Origin of the sequence: Nocardioides exalbidus (assembly GCF_900105585.1) — a bacterium.
Taxonomy (GTDB): domain Bacteria; phylum Actinomycetota; class Actinomycetes; order Propionibacteriales; family Nocardioidaceae; genus Nocardioides; species Nocardioides exalbidus.
In genome coordinates, this window is record NZ_FNRT01000002.1 from 3,918,770 (window position 1) to 3,933,200 (window position 14,431).

20 protein-coding genes are annotated in these 14,431 nt (G+C 72.4%); 6 read left to right on the forward strand and 14 right to left on the reverse strand.

Features of this window, described 5'->3' with window-relative positions; all coding sequences use genetic code 11:
- Positions 1-52: 52 nt before the first annotated feature.
- The 3 genes from BLV76_RS18980 to BLV76_RS18990 form a co-directional block, all read right to left on the reverse strand.
- Positions 53-1,123 (reverse strand): PAS domain-containing sensor histidine kinase, encoded by a 1,071-nt coding sequence (locus BLV76_RS18980; RefSeq protein WP_245734759.1) that lies wholly within the window; start codon positions 1,121-1,123, stop codon positions 53-55.
- Between the two features lie 28 nt (positions 1,124-1,151).
- The gene (locus BLV76_RS18985) at positions 1,152-1,412 is read right to left on the reverse strand and encodes a DUF4031 domain-containing protein (RefSeq protein WP_090971159.1); all 261 of its coding nucleotides are present in this window, start codon (positions 1,410-1,412) and stop codon (positions 1,152-1,154) included.
- Positions 1,413-1,483: 71 nt separating this feature from the next.
- The gene (locus BLV76_RS18990) at positions 1,484-2,587 is read right to left on the reverse strand and encodes an epoxide hydrolase family protein (RefSeq protein ID WP_090971160.1); all 1,104 of its coding nucleotides are present in this window, start codon (positions 2,585-2,587) and stop codon (positions 1,484-1,486) included.
- A gap of 79 nt (positions 2,588-2,666) precedes the next feature.
- On the opposite strand from BLV76_RS18990, the gene BLV76_RS18995 reads away from it, so the two are divergent.
- On the forward strand, positions 2,667-3,653 hold the full coding sequence (locus tag BLV76_RS18995; RefSeq protein WP_090971161.1) for a helix-turn-helix transcriptional regulator: 987 nt from the start codon (positions 2,667-2,669) through the stop codon (positions 3,651-3,653).
- A gap of 4 nt (positions 3,654-3,657) precedes the next feature.
- On the opposite strand, the gene BLV76_RS19000 is transcribed toward BLV76_RS18995, so the two are convergent.
- The 5 genes from BLV76_RS19000 to BLV76_RS19020 all read right to left on the reverse strand — a co-directional run bounded on the left by BLV76_RS19000 (position 3,658) and on the right by BLV76_RS19020 (position 6,712).
- Positions 3,658-4,434: a TrmH family RNA methyltransferase gene (locus tag BLV76_RS19000; protein WP_342712210.1), complete on the reverse strand. Its 777-nt coding sequence runs from the start codon at positions 4,432-4,434 to the stop codon at positions 3,658-3,660.
- A 5-nt stretch (positions 4,435-4,439) separates the two neighbouring features.
- Positions 4,440-4,826, reverse strand: coding sequence for a 50S ribosomal protein L20 (rplT, locus tag BLV76_RS19005; RefSeq protein ID WP_090971165.1), 387 nt, complete (start codon positions 4,824-4,826; stop codon positions 4,440-4,442).
- A 79-nt stretch (positions 4,827-4,905) separates the two neighbouring features.
- Positions 4,906-5,118, reverse strand: a complete 213-nt coding sequence (locus BLV76_RS19010) for a large ribosomal subunit protein bL35 (RefSeq protein ID WP_090971167.1) — start codon at positions 5,116-5,118, stop codon at positions 4,906-4,908.
- 63 nt (positions 5,119-5,181) lie between these two features.
- Positions 5,182-5,919, reverse strand: a complete 738-nt coding sequence (gene infC, locus BLV76_RS19015; RefSeq protein ID WP_245734949.1) for a translation initiation factor IF-3 — start codon at positions 5,917-5,919, stop codon at positions 5,182-5,184.
- Positions 5,920-6,166: 247 nt separating this feature from the next.
- The gene (locus tag BLV76_RS19020) at positions 6,167-6,712 is read right to left on the reverse strand and encodes an SseB family protein (RefSeq protein WP_245734760.1); all 546 of its coding nucleotides are present in this window, start codon (positions 6,710-6,712) and stop codon (positions 6,167-6,169) included.
- A gap of 46 nt (positions 6,713-6,758) precedes the next feature.
- Between BLV76_RS19020 and BLV76_RS19025 the strand changes: the two genes are divergently transcribed.
- Genes BLV76_RS19025 through BLV76_RS19040 form a run of 4 tightly spaced genes read left to right on the forward strand, consistent with a single transcriptional unit; the run spans position 6,759 to position 9,922 of the window.
- Positions 6,759-7,211, forward strand: coding sequence for a cellulose synthase (locus BLV76_RS19025; protein WP_139306633.1), 453 nt, complete (start codon positions 6,759-6,761; stop codon positions 7,209-7,211).
- Positions 7,208-8,425 carry an amino acid deaminase/aldolase gene (locus BLV76_RS19030; protein WP_175539754.1) on the forward strand — a complete coding sequence of 406 codons (1,218 nt, stop codon included), beginning with the start codon at positions 7,208-7,210 and terminating at the stop codon, positions 8,423-8,425. The genes BLV76_RS19025 and BLV76_RS19030 overlap by 4 nt, the downstream gene beginning before the upstream one ends.
- Before the next feature lie 4 nt (positions 8,426-8,429).
- On the forward strand, positions 8,430-8,981 hold the full coding sequence (locus BLV76_RS19035; protein WP_245734761.1) for a uridine kinase family protein: 552 nt from the start codon (positions 8,430-8,432) through the stop codon (positions 8,979-8,981).
- A 35-nt stretch (positions 8,982-9,016) separates the two neighbouring features.
- Positions 9,017-9,922 carry an aldose 1-epimerase family protein gene (locus tag BLV76_RS19040; protein ID WP_090971174.1) on the forward strand — a complete coding sequence of 302 codons (906 nt, stop codon included), beginning with the start codon at positions 9,017-9,019 and terminating at the stop codon, positions 9,920-9,922.
- 32 nt (positions 9,923-9,954) lie between these two features.
- Here BLV76_RS19040 and BLV76_RS19045 read toward each other — a convergent pair whose 3' ends face one another.
- From BLV76_RS19045 to BLV76_RS19055, 3 genes are read right to left on the reverse strand one after another with little or no spacing between them, the layout of a single operon-like run.
- Positions 9,955-10,413 carry a PH domain-containing protein gene (locus BLV76_RS19045; protein WP_090971176.1) on the reverse strand — a complete coding sequence of 153 codons (459 nt, stop codon included), beginning with the start codon at positions 10,411-10,413 and terminating at the stop codon, positions 9,955-9,957.
- Positions 10,397-11,242: an ATP phosphoribosyltransferase gene (gene hisG, locus BLV76_RS19050; protein WP_090971177.1), complete on the reverse strand. Its 846-nt coding sequence runs from the start codon at positions 11,240-11,242 to the stop codon at positions 10,397-10,399. The genes BLV76_RS19045 and hisG overlap by 17 nt, the downstream gene beginning before the upstream one ends.
- 21 nt (positions 11,243-11,263) lie before the next feature.
- Entirely contained in the window at positions 11,264-11,527 is a 264-nt protein-coding gene (locus BLV76_RS19055; protein ID WP_090971179.1) for a phosphoribosyl-ATP diphosphatase, read from the reverse strand.
- A gap of 105 nt (positions 11,528-11,632) precedes the next feature.
- On the opposite strand from BLV76_RS19055, the gene BLV76_RS19060 reads away from it, so the two are divergent.
- Complete coding sequence (locus BLV76_RS19060; protein ID WP_090971180.1) at positions 11,633-11,890, forward strand: DUF3072 domain-containing protein; 258 nt, start codon at positions 11,633-11,635, stop codon at positions 11,888-11,890.
- Positions 11,891-11,896: 6 nt separating this feature from the next.
- Here the strand turns inward: BLV76_RS19060 and ribH are convergent, their stop codons facing one another.
- Genes ribH through pnuC form a run of 3 tightly spaced genes read right to left on the reverse strand, consistent with a single transcriptional unit; the run spans position 11,897 to position 14,339 of the window.
- The gene (gene ribH, locus BLV76_RS19065) at positions 11,897-12,376 is read right to left on the reverse strand and encodes a 6,7-dimethyl-8-ribityllumazine synthase (RefSeq protein ID WP_090971182.1); all 480 of its coding nucleotides are present in this window, start codon (positions 12,374-12,376) and stop codon (positions 11,897-11,899) included.
- Positions 12,373-13,644 (reverse strand): bifunctional 3,4-dihydroxy-2-butanone-4-phosphate synthase/GTP cyclohydrolase II, encoded by a 1,272-nt coding sequence (locus tag BLV76_RS19070; RefSeq protein ID WP_090971185.1) that lies wholly within the window; start codon positions 13,642-13,644, stop codon positions 12,373-12,375. The genes ribH and BLV76_RS19070 overlap by 4 nt, the downstream gene beginning before the upstream one ends.
- On the reverse strand, positions 13,641-14,339 hold the full coding sequence (gene pnuC / locus BLV76_RS19075) for a nicotinamide riboside transporter PnuC (RefSeq protein WP_090971187.1): 699 nt from the start codon (positions 14,337-14,339) through the stop codon (positions 13,641-13,643). The genes BLV76_RS19070 and pnuC overlap by 4 nt, the downstream gene beginning before the upstream one ends.
- Positions 14,340-14,431 lie beyond the last annotated feature (92 nt).

Genomic DNA, 14,431 nt, shown 5'->3' on the forward strand with positions numbered 1-14,431 from the left:
ACTCGTGAAGGTTGTGTGGAGGTCAGCCGGGACCAGCCGTGACCAGGCGGGCTCAGTCGGGCCGGCGGTCCTCGGTCGGCCAGTCGACCATCACCCGCGCACCGCCGCCGGGGGCGTCGTCGATGGTGACCCACCCGCCGTGGGCGCGGGCCAGCCCACCGACGATGTACATCCCGAGCCCCGTGCCACCGGAGTCGCCGGTGGTCCAGAACTTCGTGAAGACGCGCCGGCGGAGCTCGACGGGGATGCCGTCTCCCTCGTCGTCGACGGTGATGCGGACGCCGTCCAGGCTGGGCGAGGCCGCCAGGCCCACGCTCACCTGGCCCTGTCCGTGCCGGATCGCGTTCTCGACGAGGTTGGTGACGACCTGGGTGAACTTGTCGGGGTCGGCGAAGACCTCGGGCAGGTCGTCCTCGACCTCGAGCCGGATCGCGCGCGACGTGCCGGCCTCGATGTTGTCGACCACGCGCCGCACCAGCACCTCGGCGGACGACTCGCGGGGATAGAGCTGGAGCCGGTCGGTGTCGATGCGGGCGACGTCGAGCAGCTCGGCGATCAGCCGGGCGAGCCGGTCGGCGTCGGCGTTGACCGTGGTGAGCATCAGCTTGCGCTGGTCGTCGCTGAGCTTGTCCCACCGGTTGAGCAGGGCCTGCACGAAGCCCTTCACGCCGGTCAGCGGCGAGCGCAGCTCGTGGGCGACCATCGCGACGAGGTCGGAGCGCTCGCGGTCCAGACGGGCTCGGCCGCGTCCGCTGCGCAGGCCCACGGCGATCCCGAGGACCGGCCCGAGGTCGCCGTCGCGCACGAGCTTGCCGGTGGTGAGCACCTCCTCGCCCGACGCGTTGAGCCACGACTGCTCGGGCACGCCGCGCACGATCGAGATGCTCTCGAAGGGCCGGTTGACCTCGAGCCAGGTCTTCCCGTCCTGGTCGAGGAGCCGGAGCACCTCGGGCAGAGGCAGCCCGAGCGCCTCCTGGGCGTCGATGCCGAGCAGTGCGGCGCCCTGGGCGTTGAGGATCGTGACGATCCCCTCGCGGGTGGCGCCGAGGATGCCGTCGGGGTACGCGTCGGCCAGCGAGCGCAGGCGTGTCGGCGCGCTGTCGACCCTCCGCTGTGCTGACACGCCCGTCACCCTAGTCGCGAGGCGAGCCTCACGAGCTCGCCTTGGGCCGCCTCAGCCCGGCGCGTCGCAGGGCGGCGACCAGCTCGCGCGACGTCACCGGGACCGCCCCGGCCGCGACCATCGCGTCGTAGTGGTCGGCGGGCACGTCGTAGTGGTCCCGGTCCCAGCCCCGGGCCGGGATGCCGTGGGCGGCCGCGAACTCGTGGAGCTCGTCGTAGGACGTGTCGCTCGCGAGGTGGGACCACAGCCGGTCCCAGCGCGGGACGGCCGGTGGATCGATCAGGATCATCGCGGGCGAGCGTAGCCCAGCGGCGCACGGACGGGTCCGTGCGCCGCTGGGCCGCCGTCGGGCGCCGGGGGTCAGGCGTAGAAGGCGCGGATCGCGCCCGCGAGCTCCTCGGGTGCCTCCATCGAGGCGAAGTGACCGCCGCCCTCGTGCTCGGTCCACGACACGATGTCGGTGTTGTCGCGCTCCGCGAACGGCCGCATCGAGCGGAAGTCGTCGGCGAACACGGCGACGCCGATCCTGCCGTGGTTGACCTGAGGCTCGACCGACTGCTCGGCGCGGTAGGTCTGCACCGCTCCCCCGCTGCTGTTGGTGAACCAGTAGAGGCTGACCTGGGTGAGGACCTGGTCGCGGGTCACCCTCGCGGTGCCGTTGCCGAAGCTCTCGAAGAGCTCGTTGTAGGCCAGCTGCCCGACCGGGGAGTCGCTGAGCGCGGCGGCGATGGTCCGCGGGCGGGAGGCGTTCATCGTGGCGTAGCCGTTGACCGTCTGGAACCAGCCGGCGAACTCGAGCGCGGCGTGGTCGGCGGGCGTCATCCTCTCGAACTCCGCCGGGTCGCCCGACGGGAACGAGAAGAGCTGGAGCACGTGCGCGCCGAGGAAGCCCTCCGGTGCCAGCATCGCCAGCTCGCGGGCCACGATCGCGCCGTTGTCGGAGCCGTGTGCGCCGTACGACGGATAGCCCAGGCCGCGCATCAGCGCGTCCCACAGCCGGGCGTTGCGGCGCGAGTCCCAGGCGCCGTCGGTCAGCGGCTGGCTGAAGCCGACCCCCGGGATGCTCGGGATCACGAGGTGGAAGTCGTCGGTCAGGTGCGGCACGAGGTCGAGGAAGTCGACGAACGACCCGGGGTAGGTGTGCAGCAGGAGCAGCGGCGTGGCGTCGTCGTTCGATGACCGGACGTGCACGAAGTGGATCGTCTGGCCGTCGATCTCGGTGAGGAACTGCGGGTGGGCGTTCATCCGCTCCTCCTGCGCGCGCCAGTCGAAGCCGTGACGCCAGTGGTCGACCATGTCGCGGAGCCAGGAGACGGGAGCGCCGGCGGACCAGTCGCCGGGCGCGGTCGAGGCCGGCTCGGCGGCGTAGCGGGTGCGGGCCAGCCGGGACTGGAGGTCGTCGATCGCGTCCTGGTCGACGGCGACGGTGAACGGGCGGACGGTGAGGTGCTGGTGAGTGGTCATGGAGGGACGGTAGGAACCATTCCGGCACCGATCGTTCCGCTACTCTCGACACCACCTCACGAGCTTCCAGGAGGCCGACGTGCCGCTCCAGACCTCGTCCCGGCTGCTGGCCCTGCTCGGGCTGCTCCAGGCGCGCACGGTCGTGCCGGCCACCGACCTCGCCACGCGGCTCGGCGTCGGGGAACGGACGGTGCGCAAGGACGTGGAGCGGCTGCGCGAGCTCGGCTACCCGATCGACGCGGTGCGCGGGCCGTCGGGCGGCTACCGCTTCGGGGACCACGGCCGGCTCCCGCCCCTGCTGCTCGAGCCGGACGAGGCGGTCGCGGTCGCCGTCGGGCTCGGCACCGCGGCCGCGGTGCGCGGTCTGGAGCAGCCGAGCCTGCTCGCGCTCGGCAAGCTGGAGCAGGTGCTGCCCGACCGGCTGCGACGACGGGTCCGGGCGTTGCACGAGAGCACCGACGTCGGCCCCGCGAACACCGGCACCAACGTCGAGGCACCCGTCGTGGACGTCGCCCTCCTGGCCGAGCTCGCGGCCGCGATCCGCGACCACGAGGGGCTGCGGCTGCGCTACCGCGCCGGCGGCGACCACGAGGCCGAGGAGCCGATCGAGGTCGACCCCTACCGGCTGGTGAGCTGGCAGGAGCGCTGGTACGTCGTCGCCCGCAGCCGCGACGGGGCGTGGCGGGCGCTGCGGGTCGACTGGCTCGAGGTGCGCACGCCCGGGGCAGGGAGGTTCGCGCCCCGACCGATGGACGGCGGCGACTACGCGGCCTTCGTGCTCCGGGAGGTCGCCCACTCGGGATGGTCGGTGCACTGCCGGATCGCGGTGGACGCGTCCGCTGCCGAGGTGCTGCGCAGGATCAACCCCACCGTCGGGGTCGTCGAAGAGGTCGACGACGACCACAGCGTGCTGGTCACCGGCGCGGACAGCGTCGAGATGGTCGCCGTCTGGATCGGCATGCTCGGGCTCGACTTCCACGTCGACGAGCCGCACGAGCTGGTCGCGCACGTCGCGACCCTCGCCGAGAGGTACGCCGGAGCGGTGCCGTCCACCCGCGTGCGATGAGGTCTCAGGAACGCTGCGCGCGGGCGCTGGCGTAGAGGCACACCGCCGCCGCGGTGGAGAGGTTCAGGCTCTCGGCGCGCCCGTGGATCGGGATCGCGACCCGGTGGTCGGCCAGCCCGGCGAGGTCGTCGGGCAGGCCCCACGCCTCGTTGCCGAAGAGCCAGGCCGTCGGCCCGGACAGGTCGGCCTCGAACAGGTCGACCTCGCCCGCGCCGTCGGCGGCGAGGACGGTCAGGCCTCGCGCCTGGGCGGTGCGGACCGCCGTCGCCGGGTCGGGCTCCACGGCGAAGGGCAGGTGGAACAGGCTGCCGACCGTGCTGCGCACGGTCTTGGGGTTGTAGGCGTCGACCGACTGGCCGGCGAGGACGACGCCGTCCGCCCCGGCGGCGTCGGCGGTGCGGATCACGTTGCCGGCGTTGCCGGGGTCGCGGACGTCCGCGCAGATCGCGAGCAGCCGGGGCGAGGCGGCCACGACGTGCTCGAGCGGGGCATCGAAGTGGCGGCAGAGCGCGACCACCCCGGCCGGGGAGACCGCGTCCGACAGGGAGGCGAGGGCACGCTCGTCGACGAGCGTGACGGTCGCCGGAGCCAGCAGGTCGGCGTGCTGCTCGAGGGCCGCTGGCGTGGCGAAGACCTCGACGACGCAGCCGTCGACCGACAGGGCCCCCTCGACGGCCTTCGGGCCGTCGGCAAGGAAGAGCCGCCGCTCGGTGCGGACCGAGCGGCGGCTCAACTTGCGGGCGTCCTTGACGCGAGCGTTGCTCGCGGCGAGGGGCGTCACGTGGCTCAGGCGGAGACCTTGGGCGCGTTGACGTCCTCGGGCAGCGCGGCCTTGGCGGCCTCGACGAGCGCGGCGAAGGCCGGGGCGTCGTTGACGGCGAGCTCGGCGAGGATCTTGCGGTCGACCTCAATGCCGGCCAGGCCGAGGCCCTGGATGAAGCGGTTGTAGGTCATGCCGTTCGCGCGGGCAGCGGCATTGATGCGCTGGATCCACAGCTTGCGGAAGTTGCCCTTGTTCTTGCGGCGGTCGTTGTAGCTGTAGACCAAGGAGTGGGTGACCTGCTCCTTGGCCTTGCGGTAGAGCCGCGAGCGCTGGCCGCGGTAGCCGCTGGCGCGCTCGAGGGTGGTACGACGCTTCTTCTGGGCGTTCACTGCGCGCTTCACGCGTGCCATGGGGTTACTCCTTGGTGCAATGGGTTGAAGATCGGGACGGCGGCTGAGCCAGGTCTGGTGCCACCAGGTGGGGTGAGGCTCAGATGCCGAGCATCTTCTTGGCGCGGGCGACGTCGCCCTTCTCGAGCTCGACCATGCCGGCGTTGCGGCGGTGCTTCTTGCGGCTGCCCGTGGTCGGCGCGGAGGCGAACGCAGCGCCGGACTTGCGGCCGGCCTGCAGGCGCATGATCTTGCCCGAGCCGGTCACCTTGAAGCGCTTCTTCGCGCCCGAGTGGGTCTTGTTCTTCGGCATGTTGATTCTCTCCTCATCGGTGCTGCCCCGGCTCGTGGACGGGGCGGCGGAAAACGGTGGGTCTCAGACGTCGATGTCGGCGTCGAGGTTCTCGGAGCGGCGACGCTCCTTCTTCTGGGCGACGGGCCCGGCGGCGTGTGCTGCCTCGCGCTCGGCGTCCTCCTCGGCCTGACGGTCGGCACGCTCCTGGGCCTTCGAGGCCCGGGCGGCGTCGGCGTCGATCTTGGCGTCGGCCTTCTTCTTGTGCGGGCCGATGACCATGGTCATGTTGCGCCCGTCCTGCTTGGGCGAGGACTCGACGAAGCCGAGCTCCTGCACGTCCTCGGCCAGCTTCTGCAGCAGGCGGAAGCCGAGCTCGGGGCGGTGCTGCTCGCGGCCGCGGAACATGATCGTGATCTTGACCTTGTCGCCCGCACCCAGGAACCGCACGACGTGACCCTTCTTGGTCTCGTAGTCGTGCTTGTCGATCTTGGGACGAAGCTTCATCTCCTTGATGATCACGTTCGTCTGGTTGCGGCGGGACTCGCGCGCCTTCTGGGCGTTCTCGTACTTGAACTTGCCGTAGTCCATGAGCTTGCAGACCGGGGGGCGACCCTGGGGGGCGATCTCGACGAGGTCGAGGTCGGCCTCCACGGCCAGCTTGAGTGCCTGGTCGGTCGGCACGATGCCAACGGTCTCGCCGTTGGGTCCTACGAGCCGGACCTCGGGTACGCGGATCCGGTCGTTGATGCGCAGCTCGGTGCTGATGGGTCCTCCAGTGGTTCGGGTGGGTGGGAGTCCCTGTCCGCACTGGTCATGCAGGTGTGTGAAATGAACAAGGGCTCCCGCTGTTGCCAAGCGGGAGCCAGTCATCACACGCCTCCCCTCACGGGAAAGCTGGTGTCCACGGGTGTCTCTCGACGACCGTGTCACTGGACCGGACCCGACGATCTGTGGTGCTGGGCGATCGATGCGGGTGGGAGACGGGTGGTGCTCGACTCCGCTTGGCGGGATCGGCGCCGCCGTGAAGCGTGGCGGCACTGATCGGTCAACACCGAAGACTAGCCGATCATTCCGTCGAGGGGCCAATCCAGCCGTGGCCCTCCCCCGGGCCGTCACCGATGGCCACCAGGCGCCAACCGGCGGCGAGGCGGGTGAGGTCGTCGCCGTCGAGGACGTAGGTCGCCGGGCCGGCGAGGTCGACCAGCAGCGCCTCGGCGCCGTCCTGGACGGCGGCCGTGGCCGCGGTGGGCGTCGTGACCGGGACCGGGCGGGCCTCGGGGTCCCACCTCGACATCGTCTCCGTCGAGGTGAAGGCGAGCAGGCCCTTGCTGCCGTCAGCAGCCTGCACGAGCACGGCCGCCATGTCGGACGACTTGTCGTGGGCGAGCCCGGCCGCGTCGAGCTCGACCTCGCCGAGCACGGCCACGACCGGGACGAGCAGGCGCGCGTCCTGGAGCGCGGCGAGGGCCTCGGCCGACGACGTCCGACCCGCGGCGTGCGCGACGAGGGCGGCTGCGACCCGCGGGTCGGCGGCGCCGCTGTCGTCGGCGAAGCCGGAGTCCGGGACCGTCCGGACCAGCTCGCCATCGTGGGCGTGGTCGTCGTGGGGCACGCCGACATTGTCCCAGCGCCGTGGTGCGCTGTGGGACTCTGGGGCCGTGGAAGCGAGTACCTGGGCCGCCCTGACCGCCGCGCTCACCGTGGCCGGTGCCATCTGGACGTGGATCGCGTTCCGTCGCCGCGGAGCCGTCAACGGGCTGCGGGCGCTCGGCTTCACCCTGCTCCCCGCGGCCGCCTGGCTGACCGGGACGCTCGAGATGGTGGTGGAGATCGGCGGCTCGGTGACCGACTGGGCGACCAGCCTCGTCTTCGACGTACGCACCTGGGTCGGCGTCGGCCTGGCCGGCCTCGCCGTCGTCCTCTACGTCATCAGCGGCTTCCTGCGCGACCGCCAGCTCGGCAAGGCCCAGGCGGGCGGCGGCAAGGCTGCCACGAAGCCCGGGGCGCGCGAGTCGCTGCCGCCCAGCTCCGCGAGGGCTGCCGGCGGGTCCCCGATCGACGACGACCTGGCCGACATCGAGGCCCTGCTGCGCAAGCGGGGCATCGAGTGAGCGACCACTTCGTCGACCGCAACCGCCTCTGGTCGCGCCTCGGCACCGCGATCGGGGCGCTTCCCGACGCGCCGGCCACGCCGATCGCGGTGGTCGACCTCGACGCGTTCGACGCCAATGCCGCCGACCTCGTCCGGCGGGCCGGTGGCAAGCCGGTCCGGGTGGCGTCCAAGTCGTTGCGGGTGCCGGGGCTCATCGAGCGCGCGCTCGCGCACGGCGGGTTCGCCGGCGTCCTGGCCTACACCGTGGCCGAGGCGCTGTGGCTGCACGAGGCCGGCATCAGCGACGACATCGTCGTCGCCTACCCGAGCGTCGACCTCACCGCCCTGCGGCGGCTCACCTCGTCGCCGGCTGCGGCCGCGGCCATCACGCTGATGGTCGACGACCCGGCCCACCTCGACATCGTCGACGAGACGCGGCTGTCCCTGGACGTGCCCGTGCGGATCGCCCTGGACATCGACGCCGGGCTCCGACTCGGCGGGCAGCACATCGGCCCGAAGCGCTCGCCCCTCTTCGACACCGCCGACGTCGTCGCGCTGGCCCGCAAGGTCGTGGAGCGCGACGGGTTCGACCTCGTCGGCGTGATGACCTACGAGGGGCAGGTCGCCGGCGTCCAGGACGACGTCCCGGACCAGCGCACGAAGTCGTTGCTCGTCCGCCGCCTCAAGCAGGCGTCGATGACGCAGCTCGAGGTGCGCCGCCGCGAGATCGCCGACGCGCTGGCCCGGCTCGCCGACCTCCAGTTCTGGAACGGCGGCGGCTCGGGTTCGGTCGAGGCCACCGCCGCCGACGGAGCCGTCACCGAGATCGCCGCCGGCTCCGGGCTGCTGGTGCCCGGCATCTTCGACCACTACGCGTCCTTCGACCCCCGCCCGGCCGCCTTCTTCGGGCTGCGGGTCAGCCGCAAGCCCCTCCCGACCATGGCGACCGTGCACGGCGGCGGCCTCATCGCGAGCGGGGCGACCGGGGAGGACCGGTCCCCGGTCCCGTGGGCGCCGCCCGGCCTGCACCTGACCGGGCTCGAGGGAGCCGGGGAGGTCCAGACGCCGCTCACGGGGCACCCCGCGGCGCTGCTGCAGATCGGCGACCTGGTGTGGTTCCGGCACGCGAAGTCCGGCGAGCTCTTCGAGCACGTCCGCGACGTGCACCTCGTCCGCGGCGAGGCCGTCACCGACGTGGTGCCGTCCTATCGTGGCCACGGCCTCGCGTTCTGACACCGTGACCACGCCGGGCTCCCTGGCGCGGGAGGTCGCTGACCGCGCGCTCTCCGCACCGCCCACGCTCGGCGCGAGTCGCTTGGTGTGCATCGACGGGCCGACCGGCTCGGGCAAGACCACCCTGGCCGGGGCGCTCGCCCGGGTCGTACCGGGGACCACGCTCGTGCACACCGACGAGCTCCTGCACGGGTGGGACGGCCTGCCGGGACTGGCGGCCAGCGTCGACGCGCTCGTCCGACCCCTCGCCTGGGGCGAGCCGGGGTCGTGGACCCGGTGGGACTGGCACGCGAGCGCGTGGGCCGAGACCCACCGGGTCGCGCCCGGCGGACTGCTCGTGCTGGACGGCGTCGGCTGCTGGTCACCGGCGATCGCACCGTTCGTGGGCCTGCTCGTCTGGCTGGAGGCCGACAGCGACCTCAGGCTCGAGCGCGGGGTCGCACGCGACGGCGAGGCGATGCGCGAGCACCTGCTGCGCTGGCGCACGGACGAGGAGGCGCTCCACGCCGCGCACCGCACGCGGGAACACGCCGACCTGGTCGTGTCGACCGACTGACGTCACCAGGCCCGCCGATGTCTAGGGTGGCGAGCATGGTGCTTCCGAGCGGTGAGCAGTACGAGATCGCGGCGGCCGGCTACCGGGCCGTCGTCACCGAGAGCGGTGCGGCCCTCCGGGTCCTGTCCCGCGACGGGCGCGACCTGGTGCACGGATTCGCCGAGGACGCCATGTCGGGTGGCGGCCGCGGCCAGCTGCTCATGCCGTGGCCCAACCGGATCCGCGACGGGCGCTACTCCTTCGGCGGGCGCGACCTCCAGCTGGGGCTGACCGACCCCGGCCACGGCAACGCCTCGCACGGCCTGGCCCGCTGGGCCGCGTGGACTTTGGAGGAACACACCGGGACCTCGGTCTCGCTCGTCTACCGGGTGATGGCGCAGACCGGCTACCCGTGGACGCTGGACCTGCACGTGCTCTACGACCTGTCGGCGAACGGGCTCGTCGTCACGCAGACCGCGACCAACCTCGCGCCCGAGCCCGCGCCGTACGCGAGCGGGGCGCACCCGTACCTCTGCGTGGGCGACGCCATCGAGGACCTCGAGCTGCACGTGCCGGCACGCACCCGCCTGCTCGTCGACGACCGCCAGCTCCCCACCGGCACCGAGCCGGTGTCGGGCGAGAGCGACTTCACGACGCCACGACGGATCGGTGACACCGAGCTCGACCACGGGTTCGGCGACCTCGACCACGAGGACGGCCGCGCCACCGTGACGCTCCGCGACCCGGCGAGCGGCGACGGCGCAGCCCTCTGGGTGGACGGGCGCCACCGGTGGCTCCAGCTCTACACGGCCCCGACGGACGGACCCCGCCCTGCGATCGCGGTCGAGCCGATGACCGCGCCGGCCGACGCGTACAACTCCGGCACCGACCTCGCCACCCTCGCGCCCGCCGGCACGGACGGTGACGAGCTGTCGGTGTCGTGGGGCATCCACGCCCTCTGAGGGCCCTCTGAGGGCCATCCGAGGGCCGGGCGTCAGCTGTCGTCGGAGGGCTGGCGGTCGATCAGCGCGCGCAGCTCGCGCACGCCGTCGCGGGCGCCGCGGCCGTCGCTGCCCTGGAGCGCCATCGCCGAGATCTCCGTGCCGTCGGCGAGGTCGAGGGTCGCCCACGGGGCCCCCGCGGGCAGGTGCACGGCGACGACCTCGGCCCACTCCAGCCGGCGGGTGCGGAACCCGTTGACGACCGTGAGCGACTCGGCGTCGGCGGTCACCCGCGCGCGGGCGAGCGCCCAGCCACACGTGGCGAGACCGGCACCCATGGCCAGCACCGTGATGCGCTGGAGCCACGAGAAGCGCTCGCGCACCGACTCGTCGAAGCCGAACCAGCACGCCACGCACACCACGAGCAGCATCACGCCGAAGCCGATGACGGCGAAGCGCACGCCCGCCGGCCGCCACGTGCGGGGCAGGGCGACCTCAGAGGCGGCAGGCATGGATGTCCGTGAGGAGGATGGCACGCGCCCCGATCGAGTAGAGGTCGTCCATCAGCCGTTGGGAGTTGGCGCGGGGCACCATCACCCGGACCGCGACCCAGCCGGCCTTGCCGAGCGGGGAGATCGTCGGGCCCTCGCGGCCGGGGGCGAGCGCGGTCGCCTCGGGCAGGTGGGACTCCTCGATGTCGTAGTCCATCATCACGTAGCTGCGCGCGACCAGGACGCCCTCGACCCGGCGACGGAAGATGTCGAAGTCGGCCGACACGTCCCCGCCGCGGGTGATCAGCACGGCCTGCGAGTCGAGGATGACGTCGCCGAAGGTGGCCAGGCCGGCCGCCCGGAGGGTCGAGCCGGTCTCCACCACGTCGGCGATCACGTCGGCGACGCCGAGCTGGATGCTCGTCTCGACGGCGCCGTCGAGGCGCGTGACGGTCGCGTCGATCCCGTGGCGGAAGAGGTAGTCCTCGACCACGCCGACGTAGGACGTCGCGATCCGCAGGCCGCGGAGGTCCTCCAGTGAGGAGTACCGCCCGGCCGGGCCGGCGAAGTGGAAGCGCGAACGGCCGAAGCCGAGGTTCATCACCTCGTCGGCCTTGGCACCGGAGTCGAGCAGCAGGTCGCGGCCGGTGATGCCGACGTCGAGGGTGCCCTCGCCGACGTAGAGCGCGATGTCGCGCGGACGCAGGTAGAAGAACTCGACGTCGTTGTCGTGGTCGACGAGCGCGAGCTCCTTGGAGTCGGTGCGCTGGCGGTAGCCCGACTCCCGCAGGATGTCGGTGGCGGCCTGGGACAGCGCCCCCTTGTTGGGGACGGCGATGCGGAGGGTCATGAGGAACTCACAGGCTTCGGGTCACAGGTGGGCGTAGACGTCGTCGAGGGTCAGTCCGGAGGCGAGCATCAGCACCTGGGCGTGGTAGAGCAGCTGGCTGATCTCCAGCGCCGTCGCGTCCTTGCCCTCGTGCTCGGCGGCCATCCACGACTCGGCGGCCTCCTCCAGGAGCTTCTTGCCGATGGCATGGACGCCGGCGTCGAGCTGCTGGACGGTGCCGGAGCCCTCGGGGCGCTCCACGGCCTTGGTGGACAGCTCTGCCCACAGGTCCTCGAACGTCTTCACGGAGGCAAGCCTACGGCGCTCGCGGCTCCGGCTCGCCGCCGGTCCCGGGCGCGGACCACCCCGAGGAGTGGTGGCCCTGTCGGCAGGGAGGAGTACGGTCGGACCATGACTGAATCGAACACACATTCGGACGACGTGACACCCGACCCCACCCAGGAGACCCTCGGCGGACCCCAGGGCGACAGCACCCGCAAGGATCCCGAGGAGTGGGTCACCGGCGACGAGCCGATGACCGGGGCCCAGCGCAGCTACCTCGACACCCTCGCCCGCGAGAACGGCGAGGAGATCTCCGCCGACCTCACCAAGGCGGAGGCCTCCGAGCACATCGACCGGCTCCAGAAGGGCAGCGACCGGACGAGCTGACCCGACTCAGCTCGCGCGTGCGGTCCTGAGGACGCGCGCGGTGTCCAGGGCGGCGGCCGTGGCCTCCCAGCCCTTGTCCTCGGCCGAGCCCTCGAGCCCGGCACGGTCGAGCGCCTGCTCCTCGGTGTCACAGGTCAGCACGCCGAAGCCGACCGGCATGGCGTGGTCGACGCTGACCTGCGTGAGGCCGACGGTCGCGGCCGAGCAGACGTAGTCGAAGTGCGGGGTGCCGCCGCGGATGACGACGCCGAGGGCCACCACGGCGTCGTACCCGCCCCGGGCGAGGGCTGCGGCGACGACCGGGAGCTCGAAGGTGCCGGGCACCCGGACCACCTCCGGCTCGGTGATGCCGTAGGCCGCCAACGCGCGCTCGGCGCCGGCGACGAGGCCGTCCATGACCTGGGTGTGCCACGTCGCGGCGACGACGGCGACCTTGAGGCCGCTGGCGTCGAAGGGCTGGGAGGTGGGGGCGCCGTGGCCGCTCATCGTGCTTCTCCGTGCTGGTCGAGGGGATGTTCTGCCTGGTGGTCGACGGCGAGGTCGGGCAGGTCGTGGCCCATCCGGTCGCGCTTGGTCTGCAGGTAGGCGAGGTTGTGGTCGGTCGCGTGCGGCGCGAGCGGGACCCGCTCGGTGACCGTGATCCCGAAGTCCTCGAGGCTCGCGGTCTTGTCGGGGTTGTTGGTCATCAACCGGACCGCCGAGATGCCGAGGTCGCGCAGGACCTGGGTCGCCGTGCCGTAGTGGCGGGCGTCGGCGGGCAGACCGAGGTCGAGGTTGGCGTCGACGGTGTCGCGGCCGCCGTCCTGGAGCTCGTAGGCCTGGAGCTTGGCGACCAGGCCGATCCCCCGGCCCTCGTGGCCGCGCAGGTAGACCACCACTCCCCTGCCCTCGGCGACGACTGCGCGGAGCGCCTCGTCGAGCTGCGGGCCGCAGTCGCAGCGCTCGCTGCCGAACACGTCGCCGGTCAGGCACTCGCTGTGCACGCGGGTGAGGACCGGCTCGTCACCACTGACGTCGCCGTGCACCAGCGCGACGTGCTCGCTGCCGTCGATCGTGATGCGGTAGCCGTAGGCGGTGAACTCGCCGTGGCGCGTCGGGAGCCGGGTCTCGGCGACCCGCTCGACGTGGACCTCGTGGCGGCGGCGGTGGCGGACGAGGTCCTCGATGGAGATCATCGCGAGCCCGTGCTCGTCGGCGAACTCCCGCAGCTCGGGCGCGCGCTTCATCGTGCCGTCGTCGTTGACGACCTCGACCAGCACGCCCGCAGGCGTGAGGCCGGCCAGCATGGCCAGGTCGACGGCCGCCTCGGTGTGCCCACGGCGTACGAGCACGCCGCCGTCGCGGTAGCGCAGCGGGAAGACGTGGCCGGGACGGGTGAGCTCCCACGGCTCGGTCGCCGAGTCGGCGAGGGTGCGCGCGGTGTGGGCACGGTCGGCGGCGCTGATCCCGGTGCTGACGCCGTCGCGGGCGTCGACGGAGATCGTGTAGGCGGTGCGCAGCTTGTCCTTGTTGTGCGGTGTCATCAGCGGGATCTCGAGCCGGTCGAGCATCTCGGCCGGCATCGGCACGCAGATCACCCCCGACGAGTGCCGGATCGTGAAGGCCATCAGCTCCGGCGTCGCCTTGGCGGCGGCGAAGATGATGTCGCCCTCGTTCTCGCGGTCCTCGTCGTCGACGACCACGACCGCCTTGCCCGCGGCGATGTCGGCGATGGCCCGCTCGACGGAGTCGAGTCTCACGCTGCTGTCGCTCATGCGGGGATCGCCTCCTTCTCGTCCACCGTGGAGGTGTCGACCACGGTGCGCGCGTCGCGCAGCCACACCACGAAGCCGATCACGACGAAGACGGCGTAGAAGAGGTACATGCCGGCCGTCGGGTAGTAGCCCGCCTGGACGAGCGTGGTCACGCCGACGACGTCGACGAGGACCCAGACCAGCCAGAACTCCACCCAGCCGCGGGCCATGCCGTAGGTCGCGAGCATCGAGCCCGCGAGGATCCACGCCTCGGTCGTCGGGCCCCAGGAGCCGAGCACCTGGGTGAGCACGACGTAGGCCGCCGCGTAGCCGACGACGCCGAGGGCGAGCAGCTGGAGCCGCTCGGTGCGGGTCGCCCAGCGGGGGGCGATCGCGCCACCGTCGGAGGCTCCTCCGGCCCGGCTGACGTGCGACCAGCGCCACCAGCCGTAGACCGAGACGACGGCGAAGAAGACCTGGCGGCCGGCCTGGCCCCACAGCGGCTCGTCGATGTGGCCGGAGAGCTCACCGGTGGCGAAGACCGTGAAGAGCAGGACGTTGCCGACGAGACCGACCGGCCAGGCCCACATCACGCGCTTCATGCCGAGGATCGCGCTGGCGAGGCCGAAGAGGTTGCCGATGACCTCGCGGGCACCGAGCTCGCCACCCGGCACCGGGATGGTGCCGTGGACGAGCCATTCGAGCAGGTCGTTCATCAGTCTTCCTCGTCGTTCGTGAGTAGGTCGTGCACGGTGGTCGAGCCCAGCGTCGAGCCCAGCGTCGAGTCCGGCGTCGAGTCCGGCGTCGG

Coding starts and splice junctions, on each gene's coding strand:
- BLV76_RS18985 (WP_090971159.1), bottom strand. CDS start 1,412: ATGATCCTGATCGATCCACCGGCCGTCCCGCGCTGGGACCGGCTGTGG.
- BLV76_RS18990 (WP_090971160.1), bottom strand. CDS start 2,587: ATGACCACTCACCAGCACCTCACCGTCCGCCCGTTCACCGTCGCCGTC.
- rplT (WP_090971165.1), bottom strand. CDS start 4,826: ATGGCACGCGTGAAGCGCGCAGTGAACGCCCAGAAGAAGCGTCGTACC.
- BLV76_RS19010 (WP_090971167.1), bottom strand. CDS start 5,118: ATGCCGAAGAACAAGACCCACTCGGGCGCGAAGAAGCGCTTCAAGGTG.
- BLV76_RS19040 (WP_090971174.1), top strand. CDS start 9,017: ATGGTGCTTCCGAGCGGTGAGCAGTACGAGATCGCGGCGGCCGGCTAC.
- BLV76_RS19045 (WP_090971176.1), bottom strand. CDS start 10,413: ATGCCTGCCGCCTCTGAGGTCGCCCTGCCCCGCACGTGGCGGCCGGCG.
- hisG (WP_090971177.1), bottom strand. CDS start 11,242: ATGACCCTCCGCATCGCCGTCCCCAACAAGGGGGCGCTGTCCCAGGCC.
- BLV76_RS19060 (WP_090971180.1), top strand. CDS start 11,633: ATGACTGAATCGAACACACATTCGGACGACGTGACACCCGACCCCACC.
- ribH (WP_090971182.1), bottom strand. CDS start 12,376: ATGAGCGGCCACGGCGCCCCCACCTCCCAGCCCTTCGACGCCAGCGGC.
- BLV76_RS19070 (WP_090971185.1), bottom strand. CDS start 13,644: ATGAGCGACAGCAGCGTGAGACTCGACTCCGTCGAGCGGGCCATCGCC.
- pnuC (WP_090971187.1), bottom strand. CDS start 14,339: ATGAACGACCTGCTCGAATGGCTCGTCCACGGCACCATCCCGGTGCCG.